Genomic DNA, 23,057 nt, shown 5'->3' on the forward strand with positions numbered 1-23,057 from the left:
TTTTTCAGCGCTTGATTTTAAATAACCCATTGAAAGTAAAATAAATTATTAAAAAGTAGAGAATGCGGACAACAGGAGCGCAAGCCGCGCCCGCTCTCGCTTGCCATCAGTTTTCTATGGCTAATGCACAAGGTTATCCACAGGAATGGTGGATAACTCATTCAACCCCACAGCGGCTGGGAGTTGGCGAAAAGCAAAGCTTGGGAGATAAATGGGGACTAACTGGCTTTTTTAGTGTTTTTTTTACATTTTTATTTCACCGCATATTTCAATTAGTGCTAACTATGTAGCTTGCTAATTCTATAATTTTCACTAGTTAACACCTGCATCTAATGGCCTCTGACCTCTCTCTTTTTCTACTGCACCATTTTCTCCACCAAAGCACCGCTTAAGTGCAAGCTCGCCATCACTCTACGCTCGCACCCCGCCAGGCTGAGCTATTTTTACCCCACGCTGCGCGTTAAAACCATTTACAGCCTGTTAACAAACAGATTTTACTCTCTGTATAGCAACTTGGCCCAAGAGTTGCTTTATATCTCTGTGAAACGGAGAGATTAAAGGGGAAATGGTCTAAAGTGGTGCAACGCATTAATAGACTAAAAATCATCCTATCGCAGGGTGATTAAGGATAAAAATAGCCTGTTGATGCCATTTAATGCCGCAATTCGCCCATTTCACCTCAATTTACACCGACAACCACCCGTTAGAAGTGTGGTGTTTTATGCTGTACTGCCGCTACCAAGTATGCAGATTTGCTGGTTAATCCTTCACTAGCCGTTACAGAACACCGGGCCACCTGTGAACTACTGAGATCGACTGAGGAGAAGCACTGATGCTGAGTTTAACCGCTGTGAATCAATACTATGGACAGAATCATATCCTTTGGGATATTAATCTCGAGATCCCCCGTGGGCAGTGTACCTGCCTGATTGGCCGTAATGGCGTAGGAAAAACGACGTTAATTAATTGCATCATGGGGCATCTGCCAATTAAGAGTGGCACCATGACCTGGCAACCGAATCATGAACCGCCGCAGAATTTGCTACAGCAGCCGGTTGAGGGGCGCACTGCTCTGGGTATTGGCTATGTACCACAAGGGCAGCAGATCTTCTCTCAACTGAGTGTGGAGGAGAATATGCTGATAGCCGTGCTGGCGGGCCGCCATAAGTCGCGCCAAATTCCGGGCTGGATTTTTGATATATTCCCCCAACTGTATGACAAACGCACCCAACGTGGTGGGGAGCTAACCCGTAATCAACAACAGCAGTTGGCCATTGCCAGAGCACTGGTGACAGAGCCAGAACTGTTGATTCTTGATGAACCGGGGAGTGGTATTTTACCGCCGTTGACTGAGGATATTGGCAATATCCTACATCAGCTCAGTCGTAGCCTGGGTTTGACGGTACTTTTGGTTGAACACCGTTTACCCTTTATTCAGCATGTGGCGGATCGATTCTGTTTGATGGCCGATGGCCGAAATGTGGCACAAGGAACATTGGCTCAATTGGATGAAGAGATGATTATTACGCATTTGGCCAGTTAATATGGCGCAGAGTGGTTTCTCCCTCATGCAAACTAAAGCCGATGATAGCGGCCATACTCCGCAAAAAACTCAGGGCTAATAATATCTATTAGCCCTTTAAGGTCATATCGCCGTCAAAAATTCAGCTCAGTGGCACCTCAGCCAAAAGTCCTAAATCCAAATAGCCACCAAGATCACGCCGCTGGGTGATGGGATACACGTCAAGGTCCGTCAGATAGGGGACGACACCTAATCGCGGGGCACTGATCATCTGTGTCAATGTTGCCATATACTCAACTTGTCGCCCCCCCGCAGGTATCACCTCATTAGCTATCCACCCCACCAGTTTCAGCCCAGCTTGTCGGATAGCCAAAGCGGTCAACAAAGCATGATTGATACATCCCAACTTGATGCCAACAACCATAATTACTGGCAATTGCTCTCGTAAAACCCAATCGGCAAAAGTTGCCTGTGGCGACAGTGGGGTAAACCAGCCGCCAGCCCCTTCGACCAATATCCATTCTGCTGAGTGCTCAAGCTGCTGTAGTCCTTGCGATAAAATTGACAAATCAATCTCAAGCCCTTCGCTGGCACTGGCAATATGGGGCGAGGTGGCCTCCAGAAACGTGAGCGGATTCACCTGTGAATAACTAAGTGCCGCACTGCTGTTTGCTTGTAGCGCCAAAGCATCACTGTTGCGCAATCCGTCAGGCGTCATCTGGCTACCAGATGCCACCGGTTTATAACCGGCGGTGCGATAGCCCTGCTGGGCTGCGGTTTGCAGTAAGGCACAACTGGCAACTGTCTTACCGACATCGGTATCCGTGCCAGTGATAAACCAACGTTTAGTCACGATAGATAACCCCATAAACTAAGTGGTAACTCAGCGGGTAGGTGCCAGATTGGGTGCTATAAGCGCGTTGCAGGGCCACCAGCCGTTGGCGACCACTTAACCCGGAATGACGCCCCTGATGTAAATGCGTAGCACCAATGCCTTGCAGAGAGCGCATAAGCGCAATTACATCAGGAAACTGTTGCTGATATAACTCGGTTGTCAGGTGATGGCGATACCCCTGACAAGCGTCACTGATATGCTGAAAGGGGAGAAAATCATTCACATGGCGCTTGCCATCTACCTGTTGCCACGCCAGCCCCAGCTCATCAAGAGACCCTTTTGCCAAGGTAGAAAACAGGATGATGCCGCCAACTCGCGTGACACGATATAACTCAGCTAGCGCCTGCGCTAAATCAGCACACCACTGTAGCGCCAGATTACTAAAACAAATATCAACGCTTTGATCTGGCAGCGGTATATTCTCGATATCAGCCAATAAATAGCTGTCCGCAGCCTGCTGTCGCCGGGCGTGATCCAACATTCCGGCGGCCAAATCTAGCGCAGTTACATATCTGTCTCGTTCACGCCAACAGCGGCTAAAATAGCCAGTACCGCACCCGGCATCCAGTACCGACGCACCAGGATGCTGATAACCCAGCGCTAATAAGGTATTCCCCGTTTCCCGTTGCAAACTTGCCGCTGAGTCGTAGCTGCCAGCAGCCCGGCTAAATGCAGCCGCAATCGCCGGTTTATCAACCAAGGGTAATCGTGGATTATCAGCGACAAACGCCATACAGCACCTCCAGCAATCTGTCGATATCATCACATTGATGCACAGCACTCAGGGTAATACGCAATCTGGCCCCCCCCGGCGGGACTGTTGGAGGGCGAATCGCCGTTACCCATAACCCCTCGGCGCGTAGTTGCTCCGCCAGTGTCAGTGTTTGCTGATTGTCACCCACCAGCAGTGGCTGGATAGCGGTTTTAGATGCCCCTAATTGCAACGGTAAGTCTGCCGCTCCACGCCGAAATTGCGCAATACGTTGCTGAAGCTGCTGTCGCAAGTCATCACCTTGCTGAATACGTAATAGTGCCGCTTGCAGCGCACAAGCCTGTGCTGGCGGCATCGCGGTGCTGTAAATCAGGTGACGGGCATATTGCAGCAGATACTCGGCAACCGGCTCCTGACACAACACTGCCGCCCCACTCAGGCCGAATGCCTTGCCAAAAGTGACCACTAACAGTTCAGGTTTTACCCCTTGCTGCCAGCAACTACCACGGCCACCTTCGCCACACACCCCAATTCCGTGCGCATCATCCACCAGTAACCAGCCACCCGCCGCCACTGTTTTTTGCTGCAAAGCAGCCAGTGGAGCGCTATCACCGTCCATACTAAACACGCCTTCGGTGACTACCAATGTTTGGCCCGCACAGGGTTTATCGAGTAGGTTTTGTAGCGCATCGGGCTGATTATGCACAAAGCGCCGCAATTGAGCCGGAGAGTGTGCAGCCGCCTCCAGCAAAGAGGCGTGGCTGAGTTTATCGGCCAGTATCCTGTCGTCGGCGGTAGTTAACGCCGCCAATACTGCCTGATTTGCCGCGTAGCCTGAGATAAACAACAATGCACGCGGATAACCCAGCCAGTCCGCCAATTGGTGTTCCAGTTGGGCATGAGGCCGGCTATAGCCGGTAACATGGCCAGAGCCACCACTGCCAACACCATAGCGTTGCGCCCCCTGCTGCCACGCCGCAATCACGTCAGGATCCTGACTTAACCCCAGATAATCATTGCTGGAGAAGTTGAGATAACGCCGTTCTGCTGATTGCAACCAGCGCCCACTCGCCCCCTCATTAACCTGACGGCTACGGTAGGCCGCGGCGTCGCGTCGCTGTTGCAGCCCCTGCTCTATCTTGCTTTGCCAGTTCATCAGATTGCCGCGTTATAAAATTGTGTGCTCTCGCCGGGCAATGAGTCACGCTGCAAGAGTTGCTCAGTCAATACTTGCTGCTGTTCGCGATCCCCTTGCTCGGTGGCGGTTTGCTGTGGATTCAGCCCCAATTTACGGAACAGTTGCAGATCTTTATCTTCTTCAGGATTCGCCGTGGTAAGCAATTTACAGCCGTAGAAAATAGAGTTAGCCCCTGCCATAAAGCACATCGCCTGCGTTTGCTCGTTCATTTGTTCGCGACCGGCAGATAAACGCACGTAAGAGGTTGGCATCATGATACGTGCGATAGCGATGGTGCGGATAAACTCGAAAGCATCGACGTCGTCGTTATTTTCCAGCGGCGTGCCTTTCACTTTTACCAGCATATTGATCGGCACACTTTCAGGCGGTTTGGGCAAATTCGCCAGTTGTACCAGTAGCCCTGCGCGGTCGCGGACAGTTTCGCCCAACCCGACAATGCCTCCCGAACAGACTTTGATACCGGCATCACGAACTTCACTGAGGGTATCGAGCCGTTCCTGATAACTGCGGGTGGTAATGATGCTGCCGTAGAATTCCGGCGAGGTATCAAGATTGTGATTGTAATAATCCAGCCCAGCCTCTGCCAACCGGTGAGCTTGCTGTTTATCCAGCGAGCCAAGCGTCATACAGGTTTCCATCCCCATGGCCTTGACACCTTCAACCATTTTCTCCAGATAAGGCATGTCACGCTCATGGGGATTCTTCCAGGCCGCGCCCATACAGAAACGGGTTGAGCCGGCGGCTTTGGCCTTTTTCGCTGACTCCAGCACTTGTTCAACCTGCATTAAGCGCTCACTTTCCAAGCCAGTTTTGTAACGCGAGCTTTGCGGGCAATATTTGCAATCTTCCGGGCAAGCACCGGTCTTAATCGACAGCAAAGTACTGACTTGCACCTGACGCGAGTCAAAATGCTGACGATGAATCTGCTGCGCTTCAAACAATAAATCCAGCAGTGGTTTTTCAAACAGGGCCTGGGCTTGCCCGACTGTCCAGCGAATATAATTTGCCATTACGGCTTCTCCAGGGAAGAGAAAAAAGTTTCGCCAGTGTAAATAAACTCGATATACTGTCAACCATTCTTGTAATGAATTGGTTTACAACAATCCTCATGACACCTTCTGACCTGGCTTTTGATCAACGTCATATCTGGCACCCCTACACCTCAATGACTGACCCACTTCCCTGCTATCCGGTGGTCGCGGCCGACGGCGTTGAGCTGCAACTGGCTGATGGCCGACGTCTGATCGATGGCATGTCATCATGGTGGGCGGCCATTCACGGCTATAATCATCCGGTACTGAACCATGCGGCACATCAGCAGTTGGATAAAATGTCCCATGTGATGTTTGGGGGTATCACCCACCCGCCCGCCGTGGAACTCTGCCAACAGTTGGTTGCTCTAACCCCTTCGGCACTAGAGTGTGTTTTTCTCGCTGATTCGGGTTCGGTGGCCGTTGAAGTGGCGTTGAAAATGGCATTGCAATACTGGCAGGCCAAAGGTGAACGGCGGCAACGGATTTTAACCCTGCGCCACGGCTACCATGGTGATACTTTTGGTGCGATGTCAGTTTGTGATCCCCAGAATTCAATGCACAGTTTGTATCAGGGGTATTTAGCTGAAAATCTGTTTGCCCGCGCGCCACAATGCCGCTTCGACCAGGCGTGGAACCCGGAAGACATCACTGATTTTGCTGAAATGATAGCCACACATTCCAGCGAGATAGCCGCAGTCATTCTGGAACCGATAGTGCAAGGTGCCGGTGGAATGCGTATCTATCACCCCGCCTATTTGCGTGAGGTCAGAGCATTGTGCGATCAGCACCAGATTTTGTTGATTGCCGATGAAATCGCTACCGGTTTTGGCCGCACCGGCAAATTTTTCGCCTGCGAACATGCGCAAATCGTGCCGGACATTCTGTGTTTAGGTAAGGCATTGACCGGCGGCTACCTGACCTTATCGGCTACCTTAACTACCCGTAAGGTGGCAGAAACCATCAGTAACGGTGATGCGGGTTGCTTTATGCACGGCCCGACATTTATGGCTAATCCATTGGCTTGCGCTGTCGCCTCGGCAAGCTTGAGTCTGTTGGCTGAGAATCACTGGCAACAGCAGGTTGCCGCCATAGAAAACCAATTGAAACACGCGTTAATGCCACTTGCAGAACATGAAGCAGTGGCCGATGTGCGGGTATTAGGAGCAATTGGGGTAGTGGAAATGAAAGAGCCGGTTAACGTCGCGCGCCTGCAACGGCAATTTGTCGAACACGGCGTGTGGATCCGCCCGTTTGGTAAACTGATTTACCTGATGCCGCCTTATATTATCTCGCCGCAATCACTGGCGCAGTTAACGGATGCGGTGAAAGCGGCGATAGTAAATATCCACTAAAGCAGTGGTGGGCAATATCGTCCGCAGACTGGCGGGGCGACTGCACCGATGGGCGTTGCGACGGCTTACGCCGTTACGACCCCTTCGACACAATTCCCCGCCCGGTAATATTATTTTTAAACTCTTGGGGCCAAAATAGTGACCCACATTGGCCCTTTCCCTACCGCATAGCGCTTCAGAGTGGTTAGCTCACCGCTGTGTTGATCAATACGATACACGGCAATATGATCCGACTTCTGGCCGGAAGAGATCAGGAAGTTACCACTGTTATCGATATTAAAACCGCGTGGCTGTGCTTCAGTCTGTTGGTGCCCGACCAACGTAATCTCACGCCCATCCTCAGAAACACTGAAAATACCCAGCAGACTGGCAGTACGGTCACTGATATAGAGATGACGGCCATTTGGCGTAATATGGATATCAGCCGCCCAACGAGTGCCGGTAAAGTCTGTTGGCATCGCATCCAGCGTCTGTATTAGCTGGTATTCCTGGCCGTTTTTGCTGATTTGATACACATCTACCGAGCTATTCAGCTCGTTAACACAATAGGCGACGTGTTTATTGGGGTGGAAGGCCATATGACGTGGGCCTGCACCGGCAGCAACCGGTATCACCGCCTGAGCGTGTGGCGTCAGTTTACCCTCAAGGCTCAGATCAAATAACCGCACCTTATCTTCTTTCAGGCAAGGTACCAGTAAGATTTGATTGGTCGGATCAATATTCGCCGAATGTGGGGCAGGCAAATCATCCAATTGCTGAATAGGTGCCTGTACCACACCCTGCTCATCAATAGGGCTAATGCTGACACAGTTAAAGCTATAAGAAGCAGAGAACAGGAAGCGGCCTTGTAAATCAGTGCCGATGTGCGTTGGGCTGCCTGGAAGTGGTGCCCTGCCAGCAGCGGTCAATGTGCCATCGTCACTGATGTTGTAGCTGATAATGGCAAAATCGGGGCGCACCCCAACATATAACTGGCGCTGGTTTGGATTGATTGTCATCGGCTGCACTTGCCCCGGCACCTCTACCGTTTGCAATAAGGTTAATGCACCGGCGGAATCTAATTGCCAAACATGGATCTGCTGACTGTCTGGGCTTGCCACGTAAACCACTTGCTTCATCTCTACTCCTTAGTCGAACCTATTATACTCGTCATACTTCAAGCTGCATGTGTGTTGGCTTCGTTCAATCACCCGAATCATTGACTGGCGTCAACTCATCGGAACTCACTCGCTTGCCGCCTTCCTGCAACTCGAATTATTTAGAGTATAGGCAACTTTAATTGGCCGAATTTGTCTTTCCAAACAAACCGTGCGCTTAACACAATTGCAAAATTGCGAATAATTTAGCCTAGCTTACCTGACTCGGCGGACATAACAACAGTCTGCTGTCGCGCTGTTTAAAACTTATCCTGCTTATTTTTAGCTGATTATGCTACCCACTCCCAAGCTTGGTTTAATCAACCCACCATCCGGTGTACCATCAAGTAATACTATGCAAACATACTATTAATGCCCTTATCGACGAGACTATAGCTGCCATGACATATCGCATAATTGCACTGGATCTAGACGGAACGCTACTGGATCACAAAAAACGTATTCTGCCAGAATCCTTGTCCGCACTGGCACAAGCCCGTGCTGAGGGCATCAAAGTGGTAGTGGTGACCGGCCGCCATCATGTTGCTATTCACCCGTTTTATCAGGCACTAGAACTTGATACACCTGCAATTTGCTGCAACGGTACCTATATTTATGATTACCATGCAAAAAAAGTATTAGATTCAAACCCCTTGCAGCCTCAACAAGCGGTTCAGGTGTTGCAGTTGCTGGAGCAAACCGGTATCCACGGGCTAATGTATGTGGACGATGCCATGCTCTATCAACAAACCAGCGGACATGTGATTCGCTCACTCAGTTGGGCTGAGTCATTACCACCCGCTCAGCGCCCGACGCTACTCCATGTTGATAGCTTGCTCGATGCGGCCCACACTGCCAGTTCCATCTGGAAATTTGCCACTTCACACTCGGATATTGAGCAACTGAGAGCGCTCGCAACCCAGATTGAGAATGAAATGGGGTTGGCCTGCGAATGGTCATGGCATGATCAAGTTGATATCGCACAGGCGGGTAACAGCAAAGGTAAGCGGCTACAGCAATGGGTTGAATCTCAGGGTTTGAGCATGAAAGATGTGGTTGCCTTTGGTGATAACTTTAATGACCTGAGCATGCTGGAAAGCGCCGGTTTGGGGGTAGCGATGGGGAACAGCGCCGATGCTATCAAACAGCGGGCTGACCTGGTGATTGCCGATAACGAACAGCCTGGAATCGCTGGCGTCATCCGCCAGCATGTCCTGGCTTGATAGTAAAATACGCCCGGCTGACGGGCGTTTTATCATCGGGTAAACTCAAGGGTTAGCGCCCTCAATTCTTGCGGTTAAACGAGACACTTTTTATCTGTGCATACACCCACTGACCGGGTTTAAGCGCCAATTCATCCCGTGCCCACGGCGTGATCCGCGCCCACAGCCATTGATCACCAACCGCGAGTTTGACATCGACCTGCCCATCCACCTCAAGGCATTCGGCAATTTTTACCGGCAAGATATTACGGATACTGCTACTTTGCGGTGGCTGTAATACCAACGAAACATCGGCTGCATTAATCCGAATACGCATTGAGCTACCCTCTTGCGCATCAAGCTTACCCACCCACAATCGCTGATCACCTAACGCCAGCGCGGTCATGGCATAGCGGTCGTGGTGACCAATGACACTGACCCGCAGTATGCTGCTCGGTTCTTCCCGTTGCAGCCACGGGCGCAATGCACTACTGGCCCACACTTCCTCCAGCCCGCCGACCGCGCGCACTTTGCCACCATCCATAACCACCACTTGATCTGCCAGCCGCAGGATCTCATCCATGCTGTGACTGACATACAAAATAGGGGTGTTAACATCTTGCGCCAACCGCTCCAGATAAGGCAGCAGCTCACGTTTGCGGGGCAAATCCAGAGAGGCCAGTGGCTCATCCATCAACAACAGCTCGGGGGCGGTCAATAATGCGCGCCCAATAGCAACACGCTGTTTCTCGCCGCCAGAGAGGGTCAGTGGGAAACGACTTAATAGTGGCTCGATACCCAGCAAACCGACAATTGTGTCAAATTGCCCACGCATTGACGGGGCCATGCCGTATTGTAAATTGCCCCGCACCCGATAATGGGGAAATAAGCGCGCATCCTGAAATACGTAACCGACTTTGCGTTTTTCCGGCGGCAGATAGATTTGCTGCTCGGCATCCACCAGCACCCGGCCATTTAACACCACTTTGCCTTGCTGCGGGCGGGTCAGGCCACCAATGACATTAATTAATGAAGTTTTACCGGCCCCCGACAACCCGAAAATAGCGGTGATACCTTGGGCGGGCAGATTGGTGGAAACACGTAAATCCAAATCGCCCAGTTGCTGACTGAAATCCAGCTCTAACATGGTGCCCCCATGCGTTTTTTACCCCAGCGGGCCAGCCATTCGGATAATAACAACGCCACCAACGACAGAATAATGGCAATGACACACAAACGCGCAGCAGCAGCTTCCGCCCCAGGGGTTTCAATCAGTGTGTACATTGCCAGTGGAATAGTGCGGGTTTCACCGGGAATATTGGAGACGAAAGTGATGGTCGCCCCAAACTCCCCCAGTGAACGGGCAAAAGAGAGCACGGTGCCAGCAATCACCCCCGGTAAAGAGAGCGGTAACGTAATGGTGAAAAACACCCGCCACGGATTGGCTCCTAGCGTGCGGGCCGCCAGTTCCAGACGCGTATCAACTGCTTCCAACGCCAGCCGGATAGCCCTCACCATCAGCGGAAAGGCCACCACCGCCGAGGCTAACGCCGCACCACGCCAACTAAAACTGAAATTAATGCCAAACCAGCTATAGAGCCACTCGCCAATAAAACCGCGCCGCCCCATGCTTATCAACAATAAATAGCCAATCACCACGGGTGGCAGCACCAGTGGTAAGTGAATAATACTGTCTAACAACGATTTACCGGGAAAACGGCAGCGCACTAAAATCCACGCCATTAAAATGCCTAACGGCAAACTGCACGCCACCGCAACCGCTGAAACCTTCAGACTCAGAATAATTGCCTGCCACTCATACTCACTCAATATCATTAGCGTGGGGTAAATCCATAATTTTTGAAAATAACCGCCGCGGCTGGGCTTTTCAGGTAATCATAAAAAGCACTCACGGTCGGGTTTTCATGGCCTTTAACAATTGCCATCGGGTATTCAACCGGCTTATGACTTGCTTCCGGGAATATCCCCACAACCTTAACTTTGTTACTGGCTATCGCATCTGAACCATAGACAATACCCAGCGGCGCTTCTGCCCGTTCGACCAGTGCCATTGCACTGCGCACGTTATTGGCCCGCGCCATTTCAGGGGCTAAAGTTGACCAGGCACCTAAATTCTCCAGTGACTCTTTGGCATAAATCCCAGCAGGAACATGATCAGGATCGCCCACTGCCAAACGGCCACCATCCAATAATTTCTTCCAGTCGGTTTTTTTATCGATTACGACTTTATCTATTTTACTGTCTTGCGGAGCAATTAATACCAGTTCATTACCTAGTAAGGTGTAGCGAGTATTGGCAACAATTTGCTGTTTATCAATAGCATAATCCATCCATTGCTGATCGGCAGAAATAAACATATCAGCCGGTGCGCCCTGCTCAATCTGGCGTGCCAATGTTGAAGATGAAGCATACGACGCCACGACATCAACCTGCTTCTCTTTTTTATACTGTACGGCAATATCTTGTAATGCATTGGTCAATGAAGCCGCAGCAAACACTGTAATGTTGTCCGCCGCTAACGTGGTGCCGGAAAATGCTGCCAGCAGTGTTGCACTCGCTACCCAAACCTTGGCGTTACCGTATTGATTCTTCATGTTGTTCTCCGCATTAATGAAATCGCTATATACATTGGAATATAACGCAACATTATAAGCAGGTCATGCAGTTTATCGGCAAGATGTGAGGTATCTTGAGCTGTGGTAACAAGTGGGGGGAATGAGGGAGAAAAACGAAAATGCCCAGCGTCTATGCGCCGGGCATTCAGAAATCAGATTAAGAGCGTTCTTTGGTGTGACCGGTCTTAGAGATGACGTTGAACACCTCGCCCAGTCCATAGATAAGCCCCAGAATCACGGCCATCACCACCGGTACCATGACCACGGCAAAGACCAGACTTTTCAATAAATCCAACATATCAGCCTCTCATTACTGCTCATTGAGCGATAACTTACGTTATCACAATAACTAGGATCTATCATTTACTGTAAATTATATCAGCGATGAATGAACCCTGTTATTTTAACTAACAGCAAAAGAATGTAACCTGCCAAACGTGCGATTCAGGTGTATACAAGCACTTAGATAGCAATAATCCTTTCCCGCCGGAGTAAAAAATCATGCAGGCTGAAATTCTTCTTACCCTAAAACTTCAGCAACGGCTGTTTGCTGATCCCCGGCGTATCGCATTACTGAAACAAATACAGCATACCGGTTCCATCAGCCAGGGCGCAAAACTGGCTGGGATTAGCTATAAAAGTGCCTGGGACGCGATTAACGAAATGAATACCTTAGCCGAGGAAATATTGGTTGAGCGGGCAACGGGTGGTAAAGGCGGTGGTGGCGCGCACCTGACTCGTTACGGCGAGCGTTTAATTCAACTTTATGATTTGCTCGCCAAGATTCAGCAAAAGGCATTTGACACGCTGAAAGATGATTCGCTGCCACTCGATAGTTTATTGGCCGCTATTTCGCGCTTCTCTTTACAAACCAGCGCCCGTAATCAATTTTTCGGCACCCTGATTGAGCGGGATCATCAGCAGGTTCAACAACACGTCAATATCCTATTATCAGACGGCAAAACCCGGTTATCTGCGGCACTCACTCAACAGAGTGCTGATCGCTTGCAACTTTCGGCGGGCAAAGAAGTGTTGGCACTGATCAAAGCCCCTTGGGTAAAACTGGTTACTGATCAGGCACTGGCGGGTGCTGCTGATAACTCTCTGCCCGGCACCGTAGCCAGTATTGAACCCGGCAACGATCACAGTGAAGTTATCGTGACCTTGACCGGGGGAGCCAGCTTGTGTTCGACACAAAACAACAGCGAATTACATAAGCTGAATTTGCATGTTGGTAGTCACGTCATTGCTCAATTCAATGCAGATCGGGTCATTATCGCTACACTTTGCTAAATAATTCAGCTTAGTTATGCAAAATAACCTTAGTATTTACTGTTGACATTTTGCCCCTTTCCGATTATCCCTAACACCCTTATTGTGTTGCAAGATATGGAAAGAATGATGTCGGAGTTGCAAATATCGCAAGGTTGTTTTCGCCTGAGTGACACCCGGACACTCAACCTGCCAGCATTGCATGTTCAATCGGGTGATAGCTGGGCATTTGTCGGTGCCAATGGCAGCGGGAAATCCGCGTTGGCGAAGGCATTAGCAGGGGAATTAATCCTGTTGAGCGGCAGCCGCCACAACCATTTTCGCCACAGCGTGCATTTGTCGTTCGAGCAACTTCAGCAGTTAGTCAGCGAAGAGTGGCAGCGCAATAACACTGATTTACTCAGCGCAGATGAAGACGATACCGGGCGTACTACCGCAGAGATCATTCAGGAAGAATACGTTGATCCGCAACGTTGTCAGCAGTTGGCAGAGCAGTTTGGTATCAGCCAGTTACTCTCGCGTCGCTTTAAATATCTTTCTACTGGTGAGACCCGCAAAACATTGTTGTGCCGAGCGCTGATGCCACAACCGGATCTGTTGATTCTGGATGAACCCTTTGATGGTCTGGATGTGACAGCCCGCACGCAGTTGGCTGGTATGCTATCCACCCTTTCAGCACAAGGTGTCACGCTGGTGCTGGTACTAAATCGTTTTGATGATATCCCTGATTTTGTGCAATACCTCGGTGTGCTGGCAGATTGCCAATTAACCCAGACTGGCCCCCGCCAGCAGATTCTTTCCGAGGCATTGATTGCCCAACTGGCGCACAGTGAAAACCTTGATGGTATGTTGTTGCCAGAAACAGAACACCCGCAACAGCAGGCCTCTTTCGCACCAGATAAGCCACTAATTATCTTGCGTAATGGCGTGGTTGAATACAATGACCGCCCTATTCTTCATAACCTGAGTTGGCAGGTTAATCCCGGTGAACACTGGCAAATTATTGGCCAAAACGGTGCTGGGAAGTCAACTTTACTCAGCCTGATTACTGGCGACCATCCGCAAGGATACAGTAATGATTTGACACTGTTTGGCCGCCGCCGTGGCAGTGGAGAAACCATTTGGGATATTAAACGCCATATTGGTTATGTCAGCAGTAGTTTGCATCTGGATTACCGCGTCAGCACCAATCTACGTACCGTGATTCTCTCCGGTTTTTTCGATTCAATCGGTATTTATCAGGCGGTGTCTGATCGCCAACAACAATTAGCCGATCAATGGTTAGACTTACTCGGTTTTTCCGCCGTGACCGCTAATCAGCCCTTCCACAGTCTCTCTTGGGGGCAACAACGGTTGGCACTGATCGCCCGAGCACTGGTTAAGCATCCTGCACTGTTGATTCTTGATGAACCCTTGCAGGGTTTGGACCCGCTTAACCGCCTATTGGTACGGCGTTTTATTGATGTAATGATCAGTGAAGGTGACACGCAACTGTTATTCGTTTCTCACCATGCTGAAGATGCACCACAATGCATTACCCACCGTTTGACCTTTGTTCCTGATGGCAATATTTATCACTACCAACAGGAAAAGTTAGCAGGTTAAAACTCTTCAGGCTTTTCGTTGAGGATAATGAGAGCTATCCTCAACGGAAGCGGCGTTTATTGGCGGGGGCTTATGCTATCATTCTTACTGCCAGCCCCTATCAGCGCCGGCGATAAAGTTAACATATTCAGCCACCATCAGGATTTATACCCTATAAATTTCAGGTGCAGGCCAGCCGCAAGAGACAAACCGCTCATAAGCCGATTTGAACTGCATGTACGCAAGTCCGCAGGCTAAGTCTCAAAAGGGCTATAGCCCTATAAGCCGAGCGAATCAAGCGGCCAACGCACCTGCGATTTGAAAGATGACGGGCATAACATTAAAGGGATATTTATGTGGGGCATACTTGCTGCTTCGTTACTTTTCTTATCAATTAACCGGGTACTTTCCCTGTTTCTCTTGCTGTCGTCACTGTCAATTGCCTTGTATCACGGTGTTTTGACTCTGCCATCAGCCGCATTCTTGCTTCTAACATTGATTGTGGCACTACTACTGAAAAAATATCGTCACCGGAAATGGCCGGCCGTCGCACTGGAATTGCTGCTGGTGATGGCATCAATCGTACTGTTTCTGCATCTGGTACCCGGTTTTAATAATCTAAATGTATTGAATGAAGTGAAAACAGGGCCACTCAGCGCGCCCTTCAGCCTGTATTACAATCTTGATAAGGCATTAATACCTTTTATTTTACTGGCTTGCCTGCCAACCTTATTTGTCGCGAAAAAGCACCCATCAGTGAGCCGTGCAAGCTGGCTGGTATTGATTGTCAGTATCCCTGCATTGCTGTTGCTGGCTGTTGCCTTAGGCGGCCTGAAAATTGAGATGCACACCCCGGCATGGATAGGTTCCTTTGTGGTCGCTAATGTGTTTTTTGTTTGTCTGGCAGAAGAAGCACTGTTTCGTGGCTATTTGCAACAAAGGTTAAGTCAGTGGTTGGGTAACTATCCGGCCCTACTGCTCACCGCCCTGTTATTTGGCGCAGCACATATTGCAGGCGGCCCGCTATTGATGGTGTTCGCCGCATTGGCGGGGTTAATTTACGGCCTGGCATGGCTGTGGAGTGGTCGTTTATGGGTGGCGGTAGCCTTTCACTTCGCCCTGAATTTGATGCATTTATTGTTCTTCACTTATCCTCTTTATTCATCGCACTAATCTTTATCTACCCTGTTATCTACCGACCCGAGGCTAGCATTCTTAACTGGAATCGGGCGGTACATAACAGGCAGGACATTTCTGCTGAATTAATGGATGAGAACGCTACCAATCCAGTTATCTATGTGGTGACTGCTATTTATCTCTTGTTTTTGCCTATCCTTGGTTATTCCCCTGTCTTTATGCTTTTGCTGGGATTAAACTGGGAGAAATTTAAATGTAAACGATTCCATTATTGAGTGCAGATCACCTTTTCTTACCTAATGGCGTGCTATCTTTCTTAGACTAAAGTCATTCGAGGAGTCTTTTATGTACGTTCTGGTAACAGGTGGTAGCGGTTACATCGGTAGCCATACCTGTGTGCAATTGATTGAAGCTGGCTACCAACCGGTCATCCTCGATAACCTTTGCAACAGCAAATCCAGCGTATTAGCCCGGATACATGCCCTTAGCGGCTATACACCGAAGCTTTATCAAGGTGACATCCGTGACCGCGCTTTACTCGACCGAATATTTGCTGAGCAGTCTATCCATGCGGTCATTCACTTTGCTGGCCTGAAAGCCGTGGGTGAGTCGGTCAGTAAGCCACTGGAATATTACAATAATAATGTCTTCGGCACCTTAGTATTGCTGGAGGCCATGCGTGCTGCACAGGTCAAAAACTTTATCTTCAGTTCCTCTGCCACGGTCTACGGCGATCAGCCACAAATTCCGTATGTCGAAAGCTTCCCGACCGGCTTGCCATCCAGCCCGTATGGCCGTAGCAAGTTGATGGTTGAGCAAATTTTGCAAGATGTGCAACTGGCTGACCCGCAATGGAATATGACCATTCTGCGCTATTTCAATCCGGTTGGCGCACATCCGTCAGGCTCCATGGGTGAAGACCCACAAGGTATCCCGAATAACCTGATGCCATTTATTGCACAAGTTGCCGTTGGTCGTCGTGAGTCGCTGGCCATATTCGGTAATGACTACCCGACACCGGATGGCACCGGGGTACGCGATTATATTCACGTAGTCGATTTAGCAGATGGTCATGTGGCGGCGATGAAAAAACTACACAATCAGCCTGGCGTGCATATTTTCAATCTGGGTGCCGGCGTGGGTAGCAGTGTTTTACAAGTGGTCGAGGCATTCAGCAAGGCGTGTGGCAAGCCGCTGGCCTACCATTTTGCCCCGCGCCGCGCAGGTGACTTACCGGCTTACTGGGCAGACCCAAGCAAAGCTGCCGCACAATTGGGTTGGCGGGTGCGCCGCTCGCTTGATGAAATGGCGGCAGATACCTGGCATTGGCAATCCAATAATCCTCAGGGCTATCCCGATTAAGGTGTTGTTATGACTGATTTTAACCCTGTGGATCATCCACATCGTAGATACAATCCATTAAGTGATCAGTGGGTGCTGGTTTCACCTCATCGGGCCAAGCGCCCATGGCAAGGCCAGCAAGAAGCCCCGGCGACGGAGAATTTACCGGCGCACGACCCTGATTGCTTCTTGTGCCCTGGTAATACTCGGGTGACCGGCGATGTCAATCCTGACTATCCATCAACCTATGTATTTACCAATGACTTTGCCGCGCTGATGCCAGATACACCTGATGCGCCGCAAAGTGATGATCCCTTGATGCGGAGCCAAAGTGCGCGCGGCACCAGCAGGGTTATTTGCTTCTCACCTGACCACAGTAAGACACTGCCGCAACTCTCTTTGCCTGCGTTGGAAGATGTTATTCAGACCTGGCAGCAACAGAGTGCCGAATTAGGCCAAACCTACCCATGGGTGCAGGTATTTGAAAATAAAGGCGCGGCGATGGGATGTTCAAATCCGCATCCCCATGGCCAAATTTGGGCCAATAGTTTTTTGCCAAATGAAGCGGCACGGGAAGATAGCCTGCAACAGCACTATTTTCAGCAAAATCAGTCCCCCATGCTGGTCGATTATGCTGAACGTGAGCGTCGTGACGGCAGCAGGACGGTAGTTGAAACCGAGCACTGGCTGGCGGTAGTGCCCTATTGGGCAGCATGGCCATTTGAAATATTATTACTGCCCAAAGCCCATGTGCTGCGGTTAGAAGACCTCTCTATGGAACAACGCAGTTGTCTCGCCATTGCCCTGAAGAAGCTGACCAGCCGCTACGACAACTTGTTCTCGTGCTCTTTTCCCTATTCGATGGGGTGGCATGGCGCACCGTATAACGCAGACGACAACACACACTGGCAATTGCATGCTCATTTTTATCCGCCGTTGCTGCGTTCGGCGTCGGTACGTAAATTTATGGTGGGTTATGAGATGTTGGCTGAAACCCAGCGCGACCTTACAGCAGAACAGGCGGCTGAACACCTGCGGGCAGTAAGTGATGTTCATTATCGAGAAGCCGGAGTCAAATAATGAGTTTAAAACAGCATACCCAGGCTATTTTCCGCCAACAGTTTAATCAAGAACCTGACATCACTATCAAAGCGCCGGGTCGCGTCAATCTTATTGGCGAACACACCGATTATAACGACGGTTTCGTGCTGCCCTGTGCCATTGATTATGAAACCGTCATCAGTTGTGGCAAACGTGATGACCGCCAGATTCGTGTTATTGCTGCTGATTATGAAAATCAGCAGGATATATTCTCACTGGATGCGCCAATCGTCCCACATGCCGAATACCGCTGGGCGGATTACGTGCGCGGCGTGGTGAAACACTTGCAACTGCGCCATGCCGATTTTGGTGGTGCAGATCTGGTGATCAGTGGCAATGTGCCACAAGGTGCCGGTCTCAGCTCTTCAGCATCACTTGAGGTCGCGGTCGGGCAAGCGTTGCAGTCTCTTTATCAATTACCCCTTAGCGGTGTCGATCTGGCGCTGAATGGGCAAGAGGCAGAGAACCAGTTTGTTGGCTGTAACTGCGGCATTATGGATCAGCTCATTTCAGCGCTGGGTAAACAAGATCATGCACTACTGATCGATTGCCGTACCCTTGAAACCCGTGCCGTGGCCATGCCGGAAAACGTTGCGGTCGTTATCATTAACTCCAATGTGAAACGGGGTCTGGTTGATAGCGAATACAACACCCGCCGCCAGCAATGTGAAACTGCCGCCCGTTTCTTTGGTGTTAAAGCCTTGCGTGATGTGGATCCAACCCTGTTCTTCTCTATTCAGGATGAGCTGGATCCCGTCGTCGCTAAGCGTGCACGCCATGTAATTACCGAAAACGAACGCACGCTAGCGGCAGCAGATGCCCTGGCCTCCGGTGATTTGAAATTGATGGGGCAATTGATGCAGGAGTCTCATATTTCGATGCGTGATGACTTCGAGATCACAGTTCCGCCGATCGATAGCTTGGTGGATATTGTGAAATCCGTTATTGGGGAGCAAGGTGGTGTTCGTATGACTGGCGGGGGGTTCGGTGGCTGCATTGTCGCACTGATGCCAACATCGCTGGTTGAGCAGGTTCGTGCGGCCGTAGCCCAGGAGTATCCGGCTCATAGCGGCGGTAGGAAAGAGACCTTCTACGTATGTCAGGCTTCACAAGGAGCGGGTTTATGCTGAAAAACGACGCTGCATCATCAAGCAGTGTTGACCAGTTAGCACCAGATGGTCACCCCTTTGAATTGACCGAATTGCATAATAAAGCCGGTATGAGTGTAACGCTGATGGACTGGGGCGCAACCTGGCTGTCAGCGGTCCTGCCGCTGACCGATGGCGAAAAGCGCGAGCTATTGCTGGGCTGCCAGACCCCCGCAGACTACCTACGTCAAGCCGCTTATCTTGGTGCCACCGTTGGCCGCTATGCCAACCGCATTGCTAACAGCCAAATCACGGTGGAGGGTCAAACCCTCAATTTGTTACCTAATCAGGGACCTAACCAACTGCATGGTGGTCCAGAAGGTTTCCATGCTCGCCGCTGGCAAAAGGTTAAGCAGGATGAGAGGCAGGTGACTTATCAACTGCACTCACCTGATGGTGATCAGGGTTTCCCCGGTAATCTGACCGCCGAAGTGCAATATCTGTTGACGGAAGATAACCGATTGGAGATCCACTATCAGGCTCAGGTCGATAAAACCTGTCCGGTGAATCTGACCAATCATGCTTACTTTAATCTTGATGGTGAAGGGCTGGACGTGCGGGCGCATCGGTTGCAGTTATTTGCGGATCGTTACTTACCGGTTGATAGTGAGGGGATCCCAAGCGGCGGATTGGCCAATGTTGAGAAAACCGGTATGGATTTCCGACAACCAAAAACGCTGGCACGCGACTTCCTGCAAGACCGTTGTCAGCAGCGGGTTAAAGGCTATGATCATGCTTACCTGCTCCATCGTACTTGCGGTGCAACGGAAAGCCCGGCGGCTCATCTGTGGTCATCTGATAACCGGGTCCAAATGAGTGTTTATACCACCGCACCTGCGTTGCAGTTGTATAGTGGTAACTTCCTTGGCGGAACACCGGCCCGCAAAGGGGGCACTTACGCCAGCTACACCGGCGTAGCGCTGGAAAGTGAATTCCTACCTGATAGCCCTAACCACCCCGAATGGCCACAACCTGATTGCTGGCTAAAACCGGGGAAAACCTACCGCGCCACCACGGTTTATCACTTTATCGCGCTATAACGCTATATACCCAACAGATTTCAAGATGCAGGAAGACGAGATCCCGATGAGCTGACATAAGTCAGTGATTCGGGTGACAAATCGGTCGGGAACCGATTTGAACGCTGTTTGAAAGATGACGGGGATAACTACCCATATTGAGCACTGCCGACTACGCTTAACAGCATCTATCTGCGGTGATACTGACCTGTTTCCCGCCCTTTCCGACCCTCTACATTATTTAAGGAATGTTTATGCGCCTAACTACCCTATGGTTACTCTGTGCGGGATTACTGCTTAGTGTCAATGTGATGGCAGCAGATACGGCGAAAACACCGTCACCCGCTCAGGCCGCACAACAGAAGAAGATGACTGACTGTAATCAGCAGGCAACGACCCAATCACTGAAAGGCGATGATCGGAAGAAGTTTATGAGCCAATGCCTGAAAGCGCAGATTCATCCCGATGAAAAAGCCCTGACGCCACAACAGCAGAAAATGAAAAGCTGCAATGCCGACGCAGCGGCCAAAGCATTAAAAGGTGATGAGCGTAAAACCTTTATGAGTACCTGCCTGAAGAAAGCCGCCTAATCCCCGCAGCCGGAGGGGTATTTAGTACCCCTTTTTTAATTGGATATAAACCGATACCTAATAAATATCAAGATCCAGGAAGGCGGTAAGCGAGGGAACCCCAATGAGCTTAACTTCCGCTAAAAAATTGGCTATGGTTAAACACAAACCATTGCTGTTGGCGGCAATCCCGCAATATAATGATAATAGTTATCATTGAATATTAATCTATACCCTCCGGTAATAGCGTGGTTAGACAGCGTCTTCAAGTCCGACGGGTATAGAGATTGAGTTTCACATTAAAGGAGTTAACGCTATGGCAGTAACTAAGCTGGTTCTGGTACGACACGGCGAAAGTCAGTGGAACAATGAAAACCGCTTCACCGGTTGGTATGATGTTGATTTATCTGAGAAAGGCCGTGGAGAAGCACAAGCGGCCGGCAAGCTGTTAAAAGACGAAGGTTTCGCGTTTGATTTTGCTTATACCTCAGTACTGAAACGTGCTATCCACACCTTGTGGAGTGTACTGGATGAACTGGATCAGGCCTGGCTGCCAACAGAAAAAACCTGGAAACTGAATGAGCGTCATTACGGCGCACTGCAAGGTCTGGATAAATCAGAAACTGCGGCCAAATATGGCGACGAGCAAGTTAAATTGTGGCGTCGTGGTTTTGCTATCACCCCACCTGCGCTGGAAAAAAGCGATGAGCGCTTCCCTGGCAATGACCCACGTTACGCAAAGCTTACCGATGCAGAATTGCCAACCACAGAAAGTCTGGCGCTGACCATCGAACGTGTTATTCCTTACTGGAATGAAGTGATCAAACCCCGCATTGTCAGTGGTGAGCGTGTCATTATCGCCGCCCACGGTAACTCTCTGCGAGCATTGGTAAAATATCTGGATGACTTGAGCGAAGATGAAATTCTTGAGCTGAACATCCCAACTGCCGTACCTTTGGTGTATGAGTTTGATGAAAACTTCAAACCAATCAAACGTTACTATCTGGGTAACGCTGATGAAATCGCTGCTAAAGCCGCCGCTGTTGCCAACCAAGGCAAAGCGAAGTAATCATCCCTGATTAGCACCATTAAAAAACCCCCGAACATGATCAATGCCGGGGGTTTTTATTTGCCTGCTCGCTATTATTGGCGGCGCGCTTTCACGGCATCTGCTAACTCACGTAATACCGTTTCGGTGTCTTCCCAGCCGATACACGCATCGGTGACACTTTTGCCGTAAGTCAGTGGTTCGCCACTTTCCAGATTCTGATTGCCTTCCACCAAATGGCTTTCAATCATCACGCCCATAATCGATTTTTCACCATGAGCAATCTGGTTGCAGACATCTTTACTGACATCCATCTGCTTTTTAAATTGCTTGCTACTATTAGCATGGCTGAAATCAATCATGATCTGTGGTTCCAGGCCCGCTTTACTCAGCCCTTCTTTAACCGCAGCAACATGAGCACTGCTGTAGTTTGGCTCTTTGCCACCACGCAGAATAATATGACAATCGTCGTTACCGGCGGTATTTACAATCGCTGAATGACCCCATTTGGTCACTGACAGGAAGCAGTGCGGCGCACTGGCCGCATTAATGGCATCGATAGCGACCTTGATAGTGCCATCTGTGCCATTTTTAAATCCAACCGGGCAAGACAGACCTGAAGCCAGCTCACGGTGAACCTGAGATTCAGTGGTACGGGCGCCGATGGCACCCCAGCTCATCAGGTCAGCCAAATACTGCGGGGTTATCATATCCAAAAACTCACCCGCGGCTGGCAGCCCGCTCTCGTTGATATCTAACAATAACTTACGCGCGATACGCAGACCGTCATTGATGTCGTAGCTAGCGTCCATATGCGGATCGTTAATCAGACCTTTCCAACCCACCGTGGTACGCGGTTTTTCAAAATAAACCCGCATCACCACTTCAAGCTCGCCTTGCAGTTCTTCACGCAGGGTTAGCAAACGGGCCGCATACTCTTTGGCCGCTTGGGTATCATGAATAGAGCATGGACCGATGACAACCAACAAACGGTCGTCTTGGGCTCGCAGGATGTTATGAATAGCTGTGCGGGTCTTGGATACCGTTTCTGCTGCGTTCTCACTGGCTGGAAACTTCTCTAACAAAGCAACAGGGGGCAGGAGTTCCTTAATTTCATTAATCCGTAGGTCATCATTCAGGTAATTCATAGT

General features: G+C 50.1%; 22 protein-coding genes. 12 read left to right on the forward strand and 10 right to left on the reverse strand.

Going from position 1 to position 23,057, the window contains the following annotated elements; genetic code table 11:
- Positions 1–832 precede the first annotated feature (832 nt).
- Complete coding sequence (locus V1956_RS18120; protein ID WP_083159528.1) at positions 833–1,543, forward strand: ABC transporter ATP-binding protein; 711 nt, start codon at positions 833–835, stop codon at positions 1,541–1,543.
- 121 nt (positions 1,544–1,664) lie between these two features.
- On the opposite strand, the gene bioD is transcribed toward V1956_RS18120, so the two are convergent.
- From bioD to bioB, 4 genes are read right to left on the reverse strand one after another with little or no spacing between them, the layout of a single operon-like run.
- A complete protein-coding gene (gene bioD, locus V1956_RS18125; protein WP_420074425.1) occupies positions 1,665–2,375 on the reverse strand; it encodes a dethiobiotin synthase in 711 nt (236 codons plus the stop codon).
- Positions 2,368–3,150, reverse strand: a complete 783-nt coding sequence (gene bioC, locus V1956_RS18130; protein ID WP_420074426.1) for a malonyl-ACP O-methyltransferase BioC — start codon at positions 3,148–3,150, stop codon at positions 2,368–2,370. Before bioC ends, bioD begins: the two co-directional genes overlap by 8 nt.
- Entirely contained in the window at positions 3,134–4,285 is a 1,152-nt protein-coding gene (bioF, locus tag V1956_RS18135; RefSeq protein ID WP_420074427.1) for an 8-amino-7-oxononanoate synthase, read from the reverse strand. The genes bioC and bioF overlap by 17 nt, the downstream gene beginning before the upstream one ends.
- The gene (gene bioB / locus V1956_RS18140) at positions 4,285–5,337 is read right to left on the reverse strand and encodes a biotin synthase BioB (protein WP_372558379.1); all 1,053 of its coding nucleotides are present in this window, start codon (positions 5,335–5,337) and stop codon (positions 4,285–4,287) included. The genes bioF and bioB overlap by 1 nt, the downstream gene beginning before the upstream one ends.
- 98 nt (positions 5,338–5,435) lie before the next feature.
- Here bioB and bioA point away from each other — a divergent pair, with 98 nt between their 5' ends.
- A complete protein-coding gene (bioA, locus tag V1956_RS18145; RefSeq protein WP_420074428.1) occupies positions 5,436–6,713 on the forward strand; it encodes an adenosylmethionine--8-amino-7-oxononanoate transaminase in 1,278 nt (425 codons plus the stop codon).
- 116 nt (positions 6,714–6,829) lie between these two features.
- On the opposite strand, the gene pgl is transcribed toward bioA, so the two are convergent.
- Complete coding sequence (pgl, locus tag V1956_RS18150; RefSeq protein ID WP_420074429.1) at positions 6,830–7,831, reverse strand: 6-phosphogluconolactonase; 1,002 nt, start codon at positions 7,829–7,831, stop codon at positions 6,830–6,832.
- A gap of 419 nt (positions 7,832–8,250) precedes the next feature.
- On the opposite strand from pgl, the gene V1956_RS18155 reads away from it, so the two are divergent.
- Entirely contained in the window at positions 8,251–9,072 is an 822-nt protein-coding gene (locus V1956_RS18155; RefSeq protein WP_420071767.1) for a pyridoxal phosphatase, read from the forward strand.
- 61 nt (positions 9,073–9,133) lie between these two features.
- On the opposite strand, the gene modC is transcribed toward V1956_RS18155, so the two are convergent.
- The 4 genes from modC to V1956_RS18175 form a co-directional block, all read right to left on the reverse strand.
- A complete protein-coding gene (gene modC, locus V1956_RS18160) occupies positions 9,134–10,198 on the reverse strand; it encodes a molybdenum ABC transporter ATP-binding protein ModC (RefSeq protein ID WP_083159544.1) in 1,065 nt (354 codons plus the stop codon).
- On the reverse strand, positions 10,192–10,887 hold the full coding sequence (gene modB / locus V1956_RS18165) for a molybdate ABC transporter permease subunit (RefSeq protein WP_032907071.1): 696 nt from the start codon (positions 10,885–10,887) through the stop codon (positions 10,192–10,194). The genes modC and modB overlap by 7 nt, the downstream gene beginning before the upstream one ends.
- Positions 10,887–11,666, reverse strand: a complete 780-nt coding sequence (gene modA, locus V1956_RS18170) for a molybdate ABC transporter substrate-binding protein (RefSeq protein WP_083159546.1) — start codon at positions 11,664–11,666, stop codon at positions 10,887–10,889. Before modA ends, modB begins: the two co-directional genes overlap by 1 nt.
- 178 nt (positions 11,667–11,844) lie before the next feature.
- Positions 11,845–11,985: an AcrZ family multidrug efflux pump-associated protein gene (locus tag V1956_RS18175; protein WP_083159548.1), complete on the reverse strand. Its 141-nt coding sequence runs from the start codon at positions 11,983–11,985 to the stop codon at positions 11,845–11,847.
- Between the two features lie 203 nt (positions 11,986–12,188).
- On the opposite strand from V1956_RS18175, the gene modE reads away from it, so the two are divergent.
- The 9 genes from modE (at position 12,189) to gpmA (ending at position 21,927) form a co-directional block, all read left to right on the forward strand.
- A complete protein-coding gene (modE, locus tag V1956_RS18180; RefSeq protein WP_372558375.1) occupies positions 12,189–12,980 on the forward strand; it encodes a molybdenum-dependent transcriptional regulator in 792 nt (263 codons plus the stop codon).
- 108 nt (positions 12,981–13,088) lie between these two features.
- On the forward strand, positions 13,089–14,564 hold the full coding sequence (modF, locus tag V1956_RS18185) for a molybdate ABC transporter ATP-binding protein ModF (RefSeq protein ID WP_420071372.1): 1,476 nt from the start codon (positions 13,089–13,091) through the stop codon (positions 14,562–14,564).
- Between the two features lie 333 nt (positions 14,565–14,897).
- Positions 14,898–15,716, forward strand: coding sequence for a CPBP family intramembrane glutamic endopeptidase (locus tag V1956_RS18190; RefSeq protein WP_442825448.1), 819 nt, complete (start codon positions 14,898–14,900; stop codon positions 15,714–15,716).
- Positions 15,717–16,025: 309 nt separating this feature from the next.
- Positions 16,026–17,042: a UDP-glucose 4-epimerase GalE gene (galE, locus tag V1956_RS18195; RefSeq protein ID WP_372558372.1), complete on the forward strand. Its 1,017-nt coding sequence runs from the start codon at positions 16,026–16,028 to the stop codon at positions 17,040–17,042.
- A 9-nt stretch (positions 17,043–17,051) separates the two neighbouring features.
- Positions 17,052–18,101 carry a galactose-1-phosphate uridylyltransferase gene (gene galT, locus V1956_RS18200; RefSeq protein ID WP_420074433.1) on the forward strand — a complete coding sequence of 350 codons (1,050 nt, stop codon included), beginning with the start codon at positions 17,052–17,054 and terminating at the stop codon, positions 18,099–18,101.
- Positions 18,101–19,252 carry a galactokinase gene (gene galK / locus V1956_RS18205; RefSeq protein ID WP_083159560.1) on the forward strand — a complete coding sequence of 384 codons (1,152 nt, stop codon included), beginning with the start codon at positions 18,101–18,103 and terminating at the stop codon, positions 19,250–19,252. Before galT ends, galK begins: the two co-directional genes overlap by 1 nt.
- Entirely contained in the window at positions 19,246–20,310 is a 1,065-nt protein-coding gene (gene galM, locus V1956_RS18210) for a galactose-1-epimerase (protein WP_083159562.1), read from the forward strand. The genes galK and galM overlap by 7 nt, the downstream gene beginning before the upstream one ends.
- 233 nt (positions 20,311–20,543) lie before the next feature.
- The gene (locus V1956_RS18215) at positions 20,544–20,879 is read left to right on the forward strand and encodes a PsiF family protein (protein WP_420071360.1); all 336 of its coding nucleotides are present in this window, start codon (positions 20,544–20,546) and stop codon (positions 20,877–20,879) included.
- 295 nt (positions 20,880–21,174) lie between these two features.
- Entirely contained in the window at positions 21,175–21,927 is a 753-nt protein-coding gene (gene gpmA / locus V1956_RS18220; RefSeq protein ID WP_083159566.1) for a 2,3-diphosphoglycerate-dependent phosphoglycerate mutase, read from the forward strand.
- A 74-nt stretch (positions 21,928–22,001) separates the two neighbouring features.
- On the opposite strand, the gene aroG is transcribed toward gpmA, so the two are convergent.
- The gene (gene aroG, locus V1956_RS18225) at positions 22,002–23,054 is read right to left on the reverse strand and encodes a 3-deoxy-7-phosphoheptulonate synthase AroG (protein WP_083159568.1); all 1,053 of its coding nucleotides are present in this window, start codon (positions 23,052–23,054) and stop codon (positions 22,002–22,004) included.
- Positions 23,055–23,057: the final 3 nt, after the last annotated feature.

Origin of the sequence: Yersinia sp. 2540 StPb PI (assembly GCF_052217165.1) — a bacterium.
Classification (GTDB): domain Bacteria; phylum Pseudomonadota; class Gammaproteobacteria; order Enterobacterales; family Enterobacteriaceae; genus Yersinia; species Yersinia enterocolitica_E.

Excerpts from the sequence above, each read along its gene's own strand:
- V1956_RS18120 (WP_083159528.1), top strand. The coding sequence starts at position 833 with ATGCTGAGTTTAACCGCTGTGAATCAATACTATGGACAGAATCATATC.
- bioC (WP_420074426.1), bottom strand. The coding sequence starts at position 3,150 with ATGGCGTTTGTCGCTGATAATCCACGATTACCCTTGGTTGATAAACCG.
- bioF (WP_420074427.1), bottom strand. The coding sequence starts at position 4,285 with ATGAACTGGCAAAGCAAGATAGAGCAGGGGCTGCAACAGCGACGCGAC.
- bioB (WP_372558379.1), bottom strand. The coding sequence starts at position 5,337 with ATGGCAAATTATATTCGCTGGACAGTCGGGCAAGCCCAGGCCCTGTTT.
- bioA (WP_420074428.1), top strand. The coding sequence starts at position 5,436 with ATGACACCTTCTGACCTGGCTTTTGATCAACGTCATATCTGGCACCCC.
- pgl (WP_420074429.1), bottom strand. The coding sequence starts at position 7,831 with ATGAAGCAAGTGGTTTACGTGGCAAGCCCAGACAGTCAGCAGATCCAT.
- V1956_RS18155 (WP_420071767.1), top strand. The coding sequence starts at position 8,251 with ATGACATATCGCATAATTGCACTGGATCTAGACGGAACGCTACTGGAT.
- modC (WP_083159544.1), bottom strand. The coding sequence starts at position 10,198 with ATGTTAGAGCTGGATTTCAGTCAGCAACTGGGCGATTTGGATTTACGT.
- modB (WP_032907071.1), bottom strand. The coding sequence starts at position 10,887 with ATGATATTGAGTGAGTATGAGTGGCAGGCAATTATTCTGAGTCTGAAG.
- modA (WP_083159546.1), bottom strand. The coding sequence starts at position 11,666 with ATGAAGAATCAATACGGTAACGCCAAGGTTTGGGTAGCGAGTGCAACA.
- V1956_RS18175 (WP_083159548.1), bottom strand. The coding sequence starts at position 11,985 with ATGTTGGATTTATTGAAAAGTCTGGTCTTTGCCGTGGTCATGGTACCG.
- modE (WP_372558375.1), top strand. The coding sequence starts at position 12,189 with ATGCAGGCTGAAATTCTTCTTACCCTAAAACTTCAGCAACGGCTGTTT.
- modF (WP_420071372.1), top strand. The coding sequence starts at position 13,089 with ATGTCGGAGTTGCAAATATCGCAAGGTTGTTTTCGCCTGAGTGACACC.
- V1956_RS18190 (WP_442825448.1), top strand. The coding sequence starts at position 14,898 with ATGTGGGGCATACTTGCTGCTTCGTTACTTTTCTTATCAATTAACCGG.
- galE (WP_372558372.1), top strand. The coding sequence starts at position 16,026 with ATGTACGTTCTGGTAACAGGTGGTAGCGGTTACATCGGTAGCCATACC.
- galT (WP_420074433.1), top strand. The coding sequence starts at position 17,052 with ATGACTGATTTTAACCCTGTGGATCATCCACATCGTAGATACAATCCA.
- galK (WP_083159560.1), top strand. The coding sequence starts at position 18,101 with ATGAGTTTAAAACAGCATACCCAGGCTATTTTCCGCCAACAGTTTAAT.
- galM (WP_083159562.1), top strand. The coding sequence starts at position 19,246 with ATGCTGAAAAACGACGCTGCATCATCAAGCAGTGTTGACCAGTTAGCA.
- V1956_RS18215 (WP_420071360.1), top strand. The coding sequence starts at position 20,544 with ATGCGCCTAACTACCCTATGGTTACTCTGTGCGGGATTACTGCTTAGT.
- gpmA (WP_083159566.1), top strand. The coding sequence starts at position 21,175 with ATGGCAGTAACTAAGCTGGTTCTGGTACGACACGGCGAAAGTCAGTGG.
- aroG (WP_083159568.1), bottom strand. The coding sequence starts at position 23,054 with ATGAATTACCTGAATGATGACCTACGGATTAATGAAATTAAGGAACTC.